This window comes from Kitasatospora sp. NBC_00070 (assembly GCF_045041205.1).
Taxonomy (GTDB): Bacteria; Actinomycetota; Actinomycetes; order Streptomycetales; family Streptomycetaceae; genus Kitasatospora.
In genome coordinates, this window is sequence record NZ_CP108247.1 from 364,466 (window position 1) to 379,470 (window position 15,005).

General features: G+C 72.5%; 12 protein-coding genes. 9 read left to right on the top strand and 3 right to left on the bottom strand.

Features of this window, described 5'->3' with window-relative positions; translation table 11 throughout:
* Nucleotides 1-66: 66 nt before the first annotated feature.
* Together OHV05_RS01730 and OHV05_RS01735 are read left to right on the top strand one after the other, a co-directional pair.
* Entirely contained in the window at nt 67-519 is a 453-nt protein-coding gene (locus OHV05_RS01730) for a hypothetical protein (protein WP_405015958.1), read from the top strand.
* A gap of 137 nt (nt 520-656) precedes the next feature.
* On the top strand, nt 657-2,180 hold the full coding sequence (locus OHV05_RS01735) for an LCP family protein (RefSeq protein WP_405015959.1): 1,524 nt from the start codon (nt 657-659) through the stop codon (nt 2,178-2,180).
* Between the two features lie 4 nt (nt 2,181-2,184).
* On the opposite strand, the gene OHV05_RS01740 is transcribed toward OHV05_RS01735, so the two are convergent.
* Nucleotides 2,185-3,093 (bottom strand): DUF4232 domain-containing protein, encoded by a 909-nt coding sequence (locus OHV05_RS01740; RefSeq protein WP_405015960.1) that lies wholly within the window; start codon nt 3,091-3,093, stop codon nt 2,185-2,187.
* Nucleotides 3,094-3,296: 203 nt separating this feature from the next.
* On the opposite strand from OHV05_RS01740, the gene OHV05_RS01745 reads away from it, so the two are divergent.
* From OHV05_RS01745 to OHV05_RS01755, 3 genes are all read left to right on the top strand, one after another.
* Nucleotides 3,297-4,187 carry an ion transporter gene (locus OHV05_RS01745; protein ID WP_405015961.1) on the top strand — a complete coding sequence of 297 codons (891 nt, stop codon included), beginning with the start codon at nt 3,297-3,299 and terminating at the stop codon, nt 4,185-4,187.
* A gap of 156 nt (nt 4,188-4,343) precedes the next feature.
* A complete protein-coding gene (locus OHV05_RS01750; RefSeq protein WP_405015962.1) occupies nt 4,344-5,765 on the top strand; it encodes a NarK family nitrate/nitrite MFS transporter in 1,422 nt (473 codons plus the stop codon).
* A 111-nt stretch (nt 5,766-5,876) separates the two neighbouring features.
* Nucleotides 5,877-6,185 carry a putative quinol monooxygenase gene (locus OHV05_RS01755; protein WP_405015963.1) on the top strand — a complete coding sequence of 103 codons (309 nt, stop codon included), beginning with the start codon at nt 5,877-5,879 and terminating at the stop codon, nt 6,183-6,185.
* A 5-nt stretch (nt 6,186-6,190) separates the two neighbouring features.
* Here the strand turns inward: OHV05_RS01755 and OHV05_RS01760 are convergent, their stop codons facing one another.
* The gene (locus OHV05_RS01760; RefSeq protein ID WP_405015964.1) at nt 6,191-6,439 is read right to left on the bottom strand and encodes an SCO4226 family nickel-binding protein; all 249 of its coding nucleotides are present in this window, start codon (nt 6,437-6,439) and stop codon (nt 6,191-6,193) included.
* A 223-nt stretch (nt 6,440-6,662) separates the two neighbouring features.
* Here OHV05_RS01760 and OHV05_RS01765 point away from each other — a divergent pair, with 223 nt between their 5' ends.
* A complete protein-coding gene (locus OHV05_RS01765) occupies nt 6,663-7,871 on the top strand; it encodes a serine hydrolase domain-containing protein (RefSeq protein WP_405015965.1) in 1,209 nt (402 codons plus the stop codon).
* A gap of 163 nt (nt 7,872-8,034) precedes the next feature.
* On the opposite strand, the gene OHV05_RS01770 is transcribed toward OHV05_RS01765, so the two are convergent.
* A complete protein-coding gene (locus OHV05_RS01770; RefSeq protein WP_405015966.1) occupies nt 8,035-8,922 on the bottom strand; it encodes a protein phosphatase 2C domain-containing protein in 888 nt (295 codons plus the stop codon).
* 237 nt (nt 8,923-9,159) lie between these two features.
* On the opposite strand from OHV05_RS01770, the gene OHV05_RS01775 reads away from it, so the two are divergent.
* From OHV05_RS01775 to OHV05_RS01785, 3 genes are all read left to right on the top strand, one after another.
* Entirely contained in the window at nt 9,160-10,977 is a 1,818-nt protein-coding gene (locus tag OHV05_RS01775; RefSeq protein WP_405015967.1) for a cellulase family glycosylhydrolase, read from the top strand.
* Between the two features lie 93 nt (nt 10,978-11,070).
* The gene (locus tag OHV05_RS01780) at nt 11,071-13,539 is read left to right on the top strand and encodes a glycoside hydrolase family 9 protein (protein ID WP_405015968.1); all 2,469 of its coding nucleotides are present in this window, start codon (nt 11,071-11,073) and stop codon (nt 13,537-13,539) included.
* A gap of 35 nt (nt 13,540-13,574) precedes the next feature.
* Nucleotides 13,575-14,993 (top strand): endo-1,4-beta-xylanase, encoded by a 1,419-nt coding sequence (locus tag OHV05_RS01785; RefSeq protein WP_405015969.1) that lies wholly within the window; start codon nt 13,575-13,577, stop codon nt 14,991-14,993.
* Nucleotides 14,994-15,005 lie beyond the last annotated feature (12 nt).

A 15,005-nucleotide genomic window follows, 5' to 3' on the forward strand; every position in this document is an offset into this window, starting at 1 on the left:
ATCCACGGGCCCCGGATGCCCTAGTCTCTGGCCGCACACACCGCCGGAACCGACCCGAGGACGACCGTGACCAGCCCCGCCCCCGAGCTCCCCGACACCTCCGACGCCCCGCCGTCCCCCGAGGAGGGCACCGCGACCTCGGCGCCTCGCAGGAGGCGGTTCGGCTCGGGCCTCCTGGCCGGGCTGGTCGTCGTGGTGGGAGTGGCGCTCGCCCTGGCCGCCGCCGCGTACTTCTACCGGGACGACCCGCGGTCCGCCCAGGCCGGCGACTGCGTCCACAACTCCGGTACCGAGGACGCCCCGGACGTGACGATCGTCGACTGCCCGGCGGCGGGCCCCGACGACCTGAAGGTCCTCAAGGTGGTCCACGGCGTCGACGAGACGCAGTGCGACACCGAGCCGGGGGTGATCGCCACCTACACCGAGCAGCGGCGGAGCAGCACCTTCATCCTCTGCCTCGGCACCAGGGCCCCTTCCCCGGCCGGCGACCTCGGCCCGACCGCTCCGGGCACCGCCTGACAACCCAGTTCGTTCGTCAAACCCCTGTTCACTCAAGCGTTCTGATTCTGTAACAGATCACAGACCGGCCCACGATCTCCGCTAGCTTCGTACAGGTGCCCGACGGGCGCCCGACCACGAGAAGCGGGGGACGCGCCATGCCCGACCACCAGCCGAAACCCGCCGGACGGGCGGCCACCCGGCAGGCGGCCCGGCCGCACGGCCGCCGGTCGCCGAAGTCCCGCCCGCGCTGGGTCGTACCGGCCCTGCTCACCACCGGCGGGCTGGTGCTGGCCAGCTGCGGCGGCGCCTTCCTCTACCTGCGGCACCTGGACTCCAACATCCAGTCCGACCGGCTCGGCGCGGGCAACGCCCCGCCGCCGCCCGGCCAGGCCGACGGCAAGGGCCGGGTCGCGATGAACATCCTGGTGATCGGCACCGACAGCCGGAAGGGCCTGGGCGGCGGCTACGGCGACCGGCAGAACGTCGGCCTCGGCAACAACGACGTCAACATCGTGCTGCACGTCTACCCCGACAAACGCGCGGCGGTCGCCCTCGACCTCCCCAGGGACTCGCTGATCGACATCCCGAAGTGCACCACCAAGGACGGCAAGGTCTCCCAGGCGATCAAGCACCGGCCGCTGAACGAGGCGATGGGCCGGGGCGGCCCCGGCTGTGTGCAGGACACCGTCCAGGCACTCACCGGCCTGAAGATCGACTCCTGGATGGTGGTCAACTTCCAGGGCGTCAAGGACCTCACCGACGCCGTCGACGGTGTCGAGGTCAACCTGTGCACCCCGGTCAACGACTCCGGCTCGCACCTCGACATCCCGGCGGGCCCGGTCACGCTGACGGGGGAACAGGGCCTCCAGTTCGTCCGCACCCGGCACGAGGTCCAGGACGGCACCGCGATCGGGCGGTTCTCGATGCAGCGCGCCTACCTCTCCTCGCTGCTGCGCAAGCTCACCGCCAAGGGCACCCTGCTCGACCCGACCAAGGCCTTCCCGGTGATCGAGGCCGCCACCAGGTCGCTCACCGTCTCGGAGAACATCGCCGGCACCACCAAGCTGGTCTCGCTGGCCACCGACCTGAAGAACATCAGGCCCTCCGAGGTCCAGTTCGTCCAACCGCCCACCGCGTTCACCCACGACGACCCGAACCCGGAACTGCAGGAGAAGAACAAGCTGGTCTCGCCCGGGAGCGGCGAGCTGTTCGCCCTGATCCGCTCGGACAAGCCGCTGACCGGCGGCGAGGACCACAGCGGCGGCACCCAGCCGGCCACCCCGACCGCCACCCCGCCGCCCCCGCCGGTGGTGGACCCGGCCACCGTCGGCGTCACCGTCCTCAACAGCACCGCCCAGAAGGGCCTGGCCAGCAGCACCGCCGAGACCCTGGCCAAGCTCAGGTACCGGGCCGAGGCCGGGACGGGCGCACCGAAGAACGTGGTCACCAGCACCGTCCGCTACCCCCGGGCCGACCAGAAGGACGCCGCCCGCGCCATCGCCCAGGCCCTCGGCCTGCCGGAGACCGCCGTCGCGGCGGGCGGCACCGGCAGCAGCGTGGTGGTCACCCTCGGGACCGACTACCGGGTCGCCACCGCGCCCGCACCGGTGCCCACCGCCCTGCCCAACGACGTCACGGTGCACCAGGCGAGCGAGACCGGCTGCACCAAGGTCAAGTAGCCGGTCAGCCGACCCCGTCCGGCTTCCAGGCACTGACGCCCAGTCGGCCGGTGGTGCCCAGGTCGAGTTCCGGGATCACCGTCATGGGGGCCGAGCCCGGCGCCGCCCGCACCCGCAGGTACGGCGCGTTGACCGGGTCGCCCACCCCGGCCTCGACGGTGTTGCGCCACACCACCTCGGCCCGGGCCCGCTGCCCGGGCTGCAGGGCCAGCGGCTCGGGTCCGCCGTCGGCCCCGGTACCGCTCGCGATCGCGCTGCCGCCGTGCAGCACCTGCACGGCGTCCACCGCCTTGTGGTCCTCGTCCAGGACCTCGAGCTCCGGGTAGCCGTTCAGCCGGACCGTCCCGGTGCCGCAGTTCTCCAGGTGCAGGCCCACCACCCGCAGCCCCATCGCGGCGTCGCCCTCGTCGACGGAGATCCGCGTCCCGGACGGCGGGCAGGGCTCGCCCACGACCGACGCCTCGGCGCTCGGCACGCTCCGCACCTTGGTGATCTTCACCCGCCCGGTGCCGTCCGACGGCCGGCCGGCCGTCGTCTCCACCTTGCCCGGCACGGTCCGGCCGGGACCGACCGACGCGACGGCCTGCTGCGGGCTCGCCACCGCCTGCCCCGAGGCCGACAGGAAACTGAAGGAGATCAGGTAGGAGAGCGGCCCGGCCTCGTGGTTGGTCACCTCGAACTCGGCGCAACCACCGCGCACGGCCGTGATCCTGACGCCGCCCACGGCCGCCAGGGCGGGCTGCCCCGACGGCTTCGGCGCACCGCCGGACGCCGGCCCGCAGGAGGGCGCACCCGGCGGCCGTTCCGACGGCGGCACCGCGCCGCTCCCGAGGCCGGCGGCCCGCGAACCACATCCGGTGAGCAGCAGGGCGCCGGCCAGGACGGCGGGGAGGGCGGTGCGGGAGCTGGGCATCCACCGAGTCGATCAGGGCGTGCCCACCCCGGCAATGACGCACGCCACACCTCCGGTCACAGGCCCGTCACAGCACCGCCCGGGCGGCCGCCACGTTCGGGTGAGCTTCGGGACGCCGGCGTGCCCTGACGGACCGTCAGGCGTTGGGCGAGCGGAACGACGATCACCGTCCTGCCCGGCGGTCGGTACAAGGGGAGAGACCGATGACAGAGCTGACCGCGGTACAGGCCGGCCTCGGCCGCCTGGCCGCACGCTGCCGTGCGATGAACGAGGCGCCCGCGTTCGCGTTCACCGTGCTCGGGGTGATCCTGCTGAACGCACTGCTGCTCGGCGTGGAGACCTACCCGGGGCTCACCAGCACGTACAGCCAGGCCCTCGACCAGGCCGAGTTCGGCTGTCTGGTGGTCTTCACCCTGGAGATGCTGGTCCGCCTCGGCGCGCACCTGGACCGGCCCGCCGCCTTCTTCCGGGACCCGTGGAACGTCTTCGACCTGCTGGTGGTCTCCTCCGCGTTCATCCCGTTCCTGCGCGAGAACACCACCCTGCTCCGGCTGCTCCGGCTGGCCCGGGTGCTGCGCACCGCGCGCTTCATGCCGCAGCTGCGGGTACTGCTGATCGCGGTCGGCCGCAGCCTGCCGGGTACGGCGAGCTTCCTGGTGGTCGGCGCGCTGGTGCTCTACGTGTACTCGATGGTCGGCTGGATCTGCTTCGCCCCCTACGACCCGGAGCACTACGGCTCGCTGGGGCGCGCCGCGCTGACGCTCTTTCTGCTGATGACGCTGGACGGACTGGGCGAGTCCGTCCGGGCCGGGCTGGAGATCTCGCCGTTCAGCATCGTGTTCTACGCCTCCTACGTGCTGTTCGGCTCCTTCGTCCTGGTGAACGTGCTGATCGGGGTGGTGCTGAACGCCCTCGACGAGGCCCGCGAGATCGAGGCCGCCGCCGCCCGTCCGGTGGTGGAGGTGCCCGATCCGGCCGACGAGCTGCGGCTGCGCATCACCGCCGTCCGGCAGGCACTGGACGAGATGGAGACCCAGCTCCGCACTCCCCTCTGGGCACCTCGGCAGGAGCAGTCCCACGCCCACTCCGGCTGAGGCAGGGCGATCCGCAGGCGGGACCTTGGACCGGCCGGAAGGTGGCGTTGGACTCTCGGTAGGGCCGGAACAGAGGAGCACCGTGGAAGCATCCGGACCTGCCCGGCGGCCTCCGCCCGGTAGGACCTGCATCGTCTCAACAGCAGGGGAAGCAGCATGAGTTCCACGCTCCAACGCGCCTCGCAGCCACCGGCCGGCAGCTCCGGCCCCGATCCGGAGGACTACCGGCCGGGCCGCACGGTCACCGTGTGGGAACCGGAGGACGAGGTCTTCTGGAAGTCCGTCGGCAAGCGCGTCGCCACCCGGAACCTGTGGATCGCGGTCCCCGCGCTGCTGGTCGCCTTCGTGGTCTGGCAGGTCTGGTCGGTCACCGCGACCAACCTCAAGGACGTCGGCTTCGACATCTCCACCTCCCAGCTGTTCTGGCTGACCGCCATCCCGGGCCTGACCGGCGGCACGGCCCGGATCTTCTACACCTTCCTCGGCCCCCGGATCGGCCAGCGCCGCTTCACCGCGCTCTCCACCGTGGTGCTGATCGCCCCGCTGCTCTGGCTCGGCATCGCCATCCAGGACACCTCGACCCCGTTCGGCGTACTGGCCCTGATCGCCGCGCTCTGCGGCTTCGGCGGGGCCAACTTCTCCTCCTCGCTGGCGAACATCGGCTTCTTCTTCCCGAAGGAGAAGAAGGGCAACGCGACCGGTATCAACGGCGGTCTGGGCAACCTCGGTGTCTCGGTGGTCCAGCTGCTCACCCCGGTGCTGATCACCTCCTCGATGCTCGCCATCGGCTCGGCCCAGCACAAGGCCGACGGCACCCCGGTCTACCTGCAGAACGCCGCGTTCGTCTGGATCCCGGTGCTGATCGTCCTGGCCCTGGTCAGCTGGCTCGGCCAGAACGACCTCAAGGTCGCCTCCACCCCCTTCAGCCGGCAGCGGGTCATCTTCCGGCGCAAGCACACCTGGCTGATGACCTGGCTCTACGTCGGGACCTTCGGCTCCTTCATCGGCTTCGCCGCCGCCCTGCCGCTGCTGATCAAGACCACCTTCCCCGCCTACTCCGTCGCCACCTACGCCTGGATGGGCCCCGCGCTCGGCGCGCTCGCCCGCTGGGCCGGCGGCTGGGTCGCCGACAGGTTCGGCGGGGCCAGGGTCACCGTGCTCTCCTTCGTGGGCATGGCCGGGTCCATCGTCGGAGTCATCAACTTCCTGCCCGCCGGCGGCAACGAGGGCTCCTTCTACGGCTTCTTCGTCTGCTTCCTGGCCGCGTTCTTCTTCTCCGGCATCGGCAACGGCTCGACCTTCCGGCAGATCCCGGTGATCTTCCGGGCCCAGGCCCTGAAGGGCCTCACCGAGGGGACGCCCGCCCACGACCAGGCGCTCAAGCAGGCCGAGATGGAGTCCGGCGCGGTCACCGGCTTCACCGCCGCGATCGCCGCCTACGGGTTCTTCTTCATCCCCGCCATGTTCGCCAACTTCGCGGTCACCAGCGCGATGTGGGGCTTCGTCGCCTTCTACCTCAGCTGCATCGTGGTCACCTGGTGGTACTACGCCCGCCGGGGCGCCGAGTCCCCCAGTTAAGACCGACCCACCGGCGGAGCCCGGGCCGGCCGGCCCGGGCTCCGCGACGTTCGCGTTCCACCATCCGGTCGGGTCCGACCCTCATGATCGGCCGACCGCTAGGTTCGCCGGATGTCGAACGCCACCCCGCTGAAGGTCCTCGTCCACCTCACCACCCGGCCCGGCCTCGGGGCCGAGCAGATCGCCGCCTTCACCGCGCTGGCCCCCACGGTGCGCGCCGAGCCCGGCTGCCTTCGGTACGACCTGCACACCGTCGCCGACGACCCGGACCGCTTCGTCCTGATCGAGGAGTGGGCATCGGCGGAGGCGCTCCGGCTGCACGACGGGTCGGCCCACATGGTCGCGGCCGACGCCGCCAACAAGGCGTTCCGCGCCGGCCCGGCCGAGGTCGTCCTGATCAGCCCCGAGCCCGTGGCCTGACCGCCTCAGACCATCAGCGGCACCGGGTGGATCTCGTCCGCCTGGTGCCCGGCCCGCTCGTGGATCCGCTGGACCGCTTCCTTGGACGGTGCCTCGGACAGGCAGTACACGACGCCCGCCTCCGGATCCGCCCAGGCCTGCTCGAAGTGCACCCCCTCGTCGGCCTCGATGGCCAGGTCGGCCAGGTGGGCCGCCCGGAGCTCCTCCGCCGTGATGCCCGTCATGTTCCGGTGCACATCCATGAACTTCGCCATGGCCGAACACCTCCCGCGTCCGTGTGCCGCGCCCGGCCTCGGCCGGGCCTTGCCTCCTTCCAGGGTGCTCCGGGCGGGGCCGGGCCGCTCGGTGCGACGGGCGCAGGCGGTCGGGGTCCGTACGGGTGGACTCGCCGGGCGGTCGACGAGCGCTCCCGGCCAGCCGCCGGGAGCAGGTGGTGACGTTGCCTGGCAAGGTCCCCCACCGGAAGAGGCCCCGCCCATGCGCCGTGTTTCCCCCCGTCGGCTCACCACCGCCCTGCTCGCCCTGGCCACCCTGACCCCGCTCGCCCTGACCTCACCGGCCGCCCAGGCCCTCCCGCCGACGGCCGCCGTCGTCCGGGCCGCCCACCCGGCCGGGGCTCCGCACCAGGAGCTCGACCCCGCCCTGGTCGCCCAGCTCGACGAGGCGATCGCCCGGGTCCGCCAGGAAGCCGACGTCCCCGGCGTGACCGTCGGCCTGTGGTTCCCCGGCCGGGGCAGCTACGTACGGTCGACCGGGGTCGCCGACACCGCGACCGGCCAACCGATGACGCCCGACCTCAACTCGCGGATCGGCAGCGAGACCAAGACCTTCACCATCTCCGCCCTGCTGGAGCTGGTCGACGACTGTCTGATCGGGCTGGACGACCCGATCTCCAAGTACCTGGACGGCGTCCCCGACGGCGACCACATCACGATCCGTCAGATGGCCGAGATGCGCAGCGGCCTGTTCTCCTACACCGCCGACGAGGACTTCGCCCACGACCTGCTCAGCGACCCCACCCGCCCGTTCACCCCGCCGGAGCTGCTGGCCTACGCCTTCCGCCACGACAACGTCTTCGCGCCGGGCTCGGCCTTCCAGTACTCCAACACCAACACCGTGCTGCTCGGCCTGGTGGTGGAGAAGCTGACCGGGATGCCGCTCGCCGAGGTCATCCGGGAGCGGGTGACCGGCCCGGCCGGCCTGCACCACACCTTCCTCCCGGAGGGCGCCGAGTTCCCCGAGCCGCACCCGCACGGGTACACCCGGCAGACGCTCTCCGGCGAGCTCACCGACGCCACCGACTGGAACCCGAGCTGGGGTTGGGCCGCCGGCGCGATGATCTCCGACCTGCACGACCTGCACCGCTGGGCCAAGGTGGTCGCCACCGGCACCCTGCTCTCCCCCGCCACCCAGGCGCAGCGGGAGAAGTTCGTCCCGGTCCCGAACTTCGACGGCGCCGGGTACGGCCTCGGCCTGTTCCGCACCCACGGCTGGGTCGGCCACAACGGTTCGCTCCCCGGCTACCAGAGCGTGACGATGTACCTGCCCGAGCAGGACGCCACCATGGTGATCCTGCTGAACACCGACGTCGCCCACGACGGTTCCGAGCCGAGCACCCTCGTCGCCAACGCGATCACCAAGATCGTCACCCCGGACAACGTCTACCAACTCCCGGCCGAGAAGTGACCGACCGGGCAGCGTAGCCCCGCCGCACCGTGGGCCGCCCCGGACAACGGGGGCGGTCCACGCGTCGGCCGCCTCGGCCGGTCGTCCTCGTCGAGCAGTTCAGAGACCGCGGATCGCCTCGGCCAGGTCGGGTCCGTAGGAGGCCCAGCAGACCACCGAGCCGTCACCGTCCAACTCGCCCATGTACCACTCGCTGCCCGGGCGGGGCGTCGAGGGTGATGTGGGCCAGGGCCTTGTCGTCGTGGACCTTGCCGCGTGGCCACTTCACCGCGCCCTGGTCCCCCGCCTCCGCCTCGTGGACCGCGTCCACCAGCCACTGCGGGCCCGACCGGCGGCAGTCCTCCACCAGGGTGCACCAGTCGGCGAGCCGGTAGTCGTCCACCAGGGAGCTGACCCCGTCGGTGGCCAGCACCACGTCGGTGAGCTCGGCGAGCGGCCAGGACGCGGTCCGGGCCCGCAGGCCGGCCTCCGGTTCGGCTTCGGCGATCCAGTAACCGCCCTCGCGGTTGATCACGGTGTACTGGAACTCCCGCAGCTCCCGCATCAGTTCGCGGTGCCGCTGGTCGTACCCGGACCCGGCGGCCAGTCGGTCCCGGTACTCGGCGAGCTGCGGCCGGGGCGCGACCAGGTCGGCCAGCCGGTCGTCCCGCAGCTCGTGCACCGTGCCGTCCCGGCCGAACGCCACCACGGGACTGTCGCCGAGCACCAGCGCGTCCAGCCGGTCGCCGGTGCGGCGCAGCACCGCCACGGTCGCGGCCGGGCTCCGGCCCGGCAGCAGCCGGTGCTCGGCGGCCACCGCCCGGATCGCCTCCGACAGCACCGCCCGCAGGTCGGCGGCCGCGCCGCCACCGAGCCCGTCGGCGAGCCGCTCGCCGAGCGTACGGGCGTACCAGCCGCCCAGCGGCTCGTCCCCGGTCACCGTGGAGACGCCGTCCAGGACGACCACCGCGTCCGGCAGCACCACGATGTGATCCTCGGTCAACCGCCCTGCGGTGCCGGGCCGTTCACCGGTGCGCACCACCCAGCCCGCGCCGTCCTGCCGCCCGTCCACCCTGCACTCCCGCCCGCCGGTACCGTTCCGCGTTCAACTGCCGAATACTGAACGGCCCCTTGACGCCCTGACACTCCATGGATTCACTGGACCCGCCGCACTCGGCACGCCCGCCCCCACCCTACGGGCCCCGTCCCCCACCCCGGCAGAACCGCACGGCGTCCAGCTCTCCGGTCAAGTGGGAGCGCTCCCATCGGACGGCCGATCCCGCCGGACCGACCAGAGAGGACCAGCGACGTGCTCCACCCCGTACGCCGCCTGCGCGATGCGCTGCTGACCATCGCCCTCGCGTCGACCGCACTCATCGCCCCCGCCACCACCACCCACGCGACCCAGCCGGCCCAGGCCACCCGGCCCGCCACCAGCGCCGCGGCCACCGAACCGGGCTCCGGCTACTGGCACACCAGCGGCCGCCAACTGCTGGACGAGGCCAACCGCCCGGTCCGGATCGCCGGCCTCAACTGGTTCGGCTTCGAGACCGCCAACTACGTCCCGCACGGGCTCTGGTCCCGGGACTACAAGAGCATGATCGACCAGATCAAGTCGCTCGGCTACAACACCATCCGGCTGCCCTACAGCGACGATCTCTTCAAGGGCACCTCACCGGTCAGCCTGAACACCTCGGGCGGGATGAACGCGGATCTTCAAGGTCTGAACTCACTCCAGGTGATGGACAAGATCGTCGACCAGGCCGGCGCGACCGGCCTCAAGGTGATCCTGGACCGTCACCGTCCGGACTCCACCGGGCAGTCGGCGCTCTGGTACACCGCCGCCGTGCCCGAGTCCAGCTGGATCAGCCACCTCGGCAGTCTCGCCGCCCGGTACGCCGGCAAGCCCGCAGTGATCGGCATCGACCTGCACAACGAGCCGCACGACCCGGCCTGTTGGGGCTGCGGCGACCCCGCCCTCGACTGGCGGCTGGCCGCCGAGCGGGCCGGCAACGCGGTGCTCGCCGCCAACCCCCGGCTGCTGGTCTTCGTCGAGGGCAACCAGACCTTCAACGGCAGTTCGTACTGGTGGGGCGGCAACCTCCAGGGCGCCGCCCAGTACCCCGTCCGGCTGAACGTGGCCGACCGGCTGGTGTACTCCGTGCACGACTACGCGACCAGCGTGGCGCAGCAGAGCTGGTTCACCGACCCCTCCTACCCGGCCAACCTGCCCGGCGTCTGGGACCGCAACTGGGGCTACCTGTTCCAGCAGAACATCGCGCCGGTCTGGGTCGGCGAGTTCGGCACCACCCTGCAGTCCACCGTCGACCAGCAGTGGCTCAAGGCACTGGTGCAGTACCTGCGGCCGACGGCCCGGTACGGGGCGGACAGCATCGGCTGGACGTTCTGGTCCTGGAATCCCAACTCCGGTGACACCGGCGGGATCCTGAACGACGACTGGACCACCGTCAACACCACCAAGGACGCCTACCTGGCGGACGTCAAGGCGCCCGGCTTCGGCGCACCCGGTACACCCGGCGGCGGCGACGTGCAGGCACCCTCCACTCCCACCGGGCTCACCGTCACCGGCAGCACCGCGAGCAGCGTCTCGCTCTTCTGGGCCGCCGCCACCGACAACGTCGGCGTCAGCGGGTACGACGTCTACCGGGGCGCAACCCTGGCCGGGACCGCCACCGGCACCTCCTACACCGACACCGGGCTGACCGCCGCCACGGGCTATGCCTACACGGTGCGGGCCAGGGACGCGGCCGGCAACGTCTCGGCGGCCTCCGCCGCCGTGACCGCCACCACCTCGGGCACCGACGCCGGCGCGGGCTGCAGCGCGGGGTGGCACCCGGACAACCAGTGGAACCCGGGATTCACCGCCACCGTCACGGTGACGGCCACCGCCGCCACCAAGTCCTGGTCGGTGCAGTGGACCTGGCCGAACGGCCAGCAGCTCACCGGCGCCTGGAACGCCACCGCCCAGCAGACGGCGGGCGCGGTCACTGCGACCAGCCTGGCGTACAACGGCACACTGGCGCCCGGTGGTTCCACCACCTTCGGCCTGCAGGGGACCTGGACGGGCGGCAACGCGGCCCCGACGCTCACCTGCACGGCTGCCTGACCCTCCGCACCCCCGGTGGTGGGGCAACTCCCGCCCCACCACCGCCTCCCACCGCCGCGCGTCTCCGGCGCGCCCAGCCGAAAGGCCCCACCCGTGCCTTCCGTCCTCACCTCCGCACCCAGCTCCCCACGGCGCCGATCGGCCGCCGTGCTGCTCGCCGCCGCCCTGCTGACCGGGGCGTTCGTCGGCTCCCCCGGCACCGCCACCCCGGCGGTGGCCGCCGCCGGCTCGACCGTCCGGGTCAACCAGGTGGGTTACCTTCCGGACGGCCCCAAGCGCGCCACCGTGGTCAGCTCCGCCACGGCCCCGCTCGGCTGGCAGCTGCGCAGTGCGGCCGGGGCCGTGCTGGCCTCCGGCAGCACCGTCGTCCGGGGAGCCGACGCGGCCTCCGGTGACGCCACCCACCTGCTGAACTTCTCCGCCTACGGCGGCACGGGAACGGGCCTCACCCTCGTCGTGGACGGGCAGAGCAGCTACCCCTTCGACATCTCCGCGTCGCTCTACGACGGCCTGCGCTCGGACAGCCTCTCGTTCTTCTACCAGCAGCGCAGCGGGATCGCCATCGACGCCGCACTGGCCGGCGCCGGCTACGGCCGCCCGGCCGGGCACCTGGGTGTCGCCCCCAACCTGGGCGACGTCAACGTGCCCTGCCAGGCCGGGGTCTGCGACTACACCAGGGACGTCCGCGGCGGCTGGTACGACGCGGGCGACCAGGGCAAGTACGTGGTGAACGGCGGCATCGCGGCCTGGCAGCTGGTCAACTCCTTCGAGCGGGCCAAGCGGGCGGGCACCGAGGCAGCCCTCGGCGACTCGACCCTGCCGGTGCCCGAGCGCGGCAACTCCGTACCGGACGTGCTCGACGAGGCGCGCTGGGAGCTGGACTTCCTGCTGCGGATGCAGGTCCCGGCCGACAAACCGCTGGCGGGCATGGCCTTCCACAAGGTGCACGACTCCGCCTGGACCGCGCTGCCGACCCGCCCCGACCAGGACGCCCAGCAGCGTGAACTGCACCGCCCGTCCACCGCCGCGACCCTCAACCTGGCGGCCTCAGCCGCACAGTGCGCCCGGGTCTACGCCCCGTACGACGCGGCCTTCGCCGCCCGCTGCCTGGACGCCGCCCGGCGGGCCTGGACGGCGGCCAAGGCGAACCCGGCCCTGTTCGCCTCGGCCACCGACACCACCGGTGGCGGCGGGTACGAAGACGCCGAGGTGGGCGACGAGTTCTACTGGGCGGCCGCCGAGCTGTTCGCGACCACCGGCGAGAGCCAGTACCGCGACGCGGTCACCGGCTCGTCCTTCCACAACGCCCCCGTCGACACCCCCTGGTGGGGCGGCACCGCGACGCTGGGCCGGATCACGCTCGCCACCGTGCCCGGGGTCGGGCTGCCCGCCGACGACCTGGCCCGGCTCCGCGCCTCGCTCGTCACGGCCGCCGACGGCCACCTCGCCACCATCGCCGGTCAGGGCTACGGCGTGCCGCTGGCCGCCGACGGCTACAACTGGGGCTCGAACAGCGCGGTCGCCAACAACGCGATGGTGCTCGGCGTCGCCTACGAGCTGACCCGCCAACAGCGGTACCGGGCGGGAGCGTTGGAGTCGCTGGACTACCTGCTCGGCCGCAACGCGCTGAACCGGTCGTACGTCACCGGCTACGGCGAGCTGGCCTCGGAGAACCAGCACCACCGGTTCTGGGCGCACCAGAGCGACCCCTCGCTGCCGCACCCGCCGGCCGGCTCCTTCGCCGGTGGCCCCAACGCCGGCCTCCAGGACCCGGTGGCGGTCGAGCGGCTGACCGGCTGCAAGCCCGCCAAGTGCTACGTCGACGACATCGGCTCGTACTCCACCAACGAGGTGGCGGTCAACTGGAACGCCCCGCTGGCCTGGCTCGCCGCCTTCGCCGCCGACCGGACGAACCCTCCGGTCACCCCGCAGGTCCTGGTGGCTCCCACGGCGGTTGCCGTACCGGAGGGCGGCAGCGCGCTCGCCCGGGTCAGGCTCTCGGCGGCCCCGGCCCAGAACGTCACGGTCACGGTGTCCCGCAGCTCCGGTGACCAGGACCTCACGGCGGGCAGCGGGAGCACGCTGGTGTTCACCCCCGCCAACTGGTCCACCGAGCAGGCCGTGACGCTCACCGCCGCCCAGGACACCGACAGCACCAACGGCACCGCGGCCTTCGCCCTCACCGGCCCCGGGGTCACCGGCGCCACCCTCACCGCGACCGAGGCCGACGACGACACCCCCGCCTCGGCAGCCTGCTCGGTCGCCTACCGGGTCGACAGCGCGTGGTCGGGCGGCTTCACCGCCACGGTGACCCTCAAGAACACCGGCACCGCCCCTCTCCAGGGCTGGTCGCTGGCCTGGTCCTTCCCGGGCGACCAGCGGATCGGCAACGCCTGGAACGCCACCGTCGTACAGAGCGGAGCGGCGGTCAGCGCCAAGGACGTCGGCTGGAACGGCTCCGTCGCACCGGGCGCCACCGCCCAGTTCGGCTTCCAGGCCACCTTCTCCGGCAGCAACCCGGCCCCCGCCCGGTTCACCGTGAACGGGTCGGTCTGCGCCTGAGCCCGCGCCCGTCCCCCTGAGGAAAGGACGAAGCCATGCCCCACCCGCTCGGACCGTCCACCCACCGGCCCACCCGGTTCCGCCGGGCCGTGCTGGCCTTCACCGTCTGCGCCGCGACCCTGCTCGGCGCCGCGTTGCTGCCCTCCACCGCCCGGGCCGCCGACCCACCGCTGCGCGAACTCGCCGCCGCCAAGGGCATCTACCTCGGCAACGCGGTGGCCGGCGGCGCACTCGGCGGCAACGCCGCGTACGCCGCCCTCGCCGGTGCGCAGTTCGGCTCGCTCACCCCCGAGAACGCCATGAAGTGGGGTTCGGTGGAGCCCACCAGAGGCAGCTACAACTGGGCCGAGGCCGACCAGATCGTCGCCTTCGCCCAGGCGCACGGCCAGCAGGTGCGCGGGCACACCCTGGTCTGGCACAGCCAGAACCCGGGCTGGCTGGCCAACGGCGGCTTCGGCGCAGCCGAGTTGCGCGGCATCCTGCAGCAGCACATCGCCACCGAGGTCGGCCGCTACCAGGGGCGGGTCCGCGCCTGGGACGTGCTCAACGAGCTCTTCGACGAGGACGGCAGCTACCGCTCCTCGCTGTGGACCGACACCCTCGGCACCGGTTTCGTGGCCGACGCCCTGACCTGGGCCCACCAGGCCGACCCGGCAGCCGAGTTGTACCTCAACGACTACAACGTGGAGGGGCTCGGCGCGAAGAGCGACGCGCTGTACGCGCTGGTGCGCTCGCTCAAGGCGCAGGGGGCGCCGATCCACGGGGTGGGCTTCCAGGCGCACTTCGTCCTCGGTCAGGTCCCGGCCACGCTGCAGGCCAACCTCCAACGGTTCGCCGATCTGGGCGTCGACGTCGCCGTCACCGAGCTCGACGTCCGGCTGCAGACCCCGGCCACCGAGGCCAAGCTGTCCCAACAGGCCGCCGACTACGGCACGGTGGTGAAGTCCTGCCTCGCGGTCAGCCGCTGCCGGGGTGTCACCGCCTGGGACATCTCCGACGCCGACTCCTGGGTGCCGAGCGTCTTCCCCGGCTACGGCGCGGCCACCCTGTACGACGCCGGCTACCAACCCAAGCCCGCCCACCACGCGGTCGCGGTCGCCCTCGGCGCCGGTACTCACACCTCGACTCCTTCGCCGTCGGCAAGCAGCTCACCGGCACCGGGTTGCACGGCCGCCTACACGGTGCCCAACCAGTGGAACACCGGCTTCACGGGCGGCGTCACGGTGAGCTGCCCGCCCGGCTCCTCGCTCGGCAGCTGGCGCGTGGGCTGGGACTTCACCGCCGGCCAGCAGCTCTCCCAGAGCTGGAACGCCACCTGTACCCAGACCGGCACCCGGGTCACCTGCGCCAACGCGGCCTGGAACGGCGGCGTCACCGCCGGTGGTTCGGTCGCCTTCGGCTTCAACGGCACCTGGAGCGGCAGCAATCCCGTCCCGGTGGTGGCCCTGAACTGACGATTCTGCGGC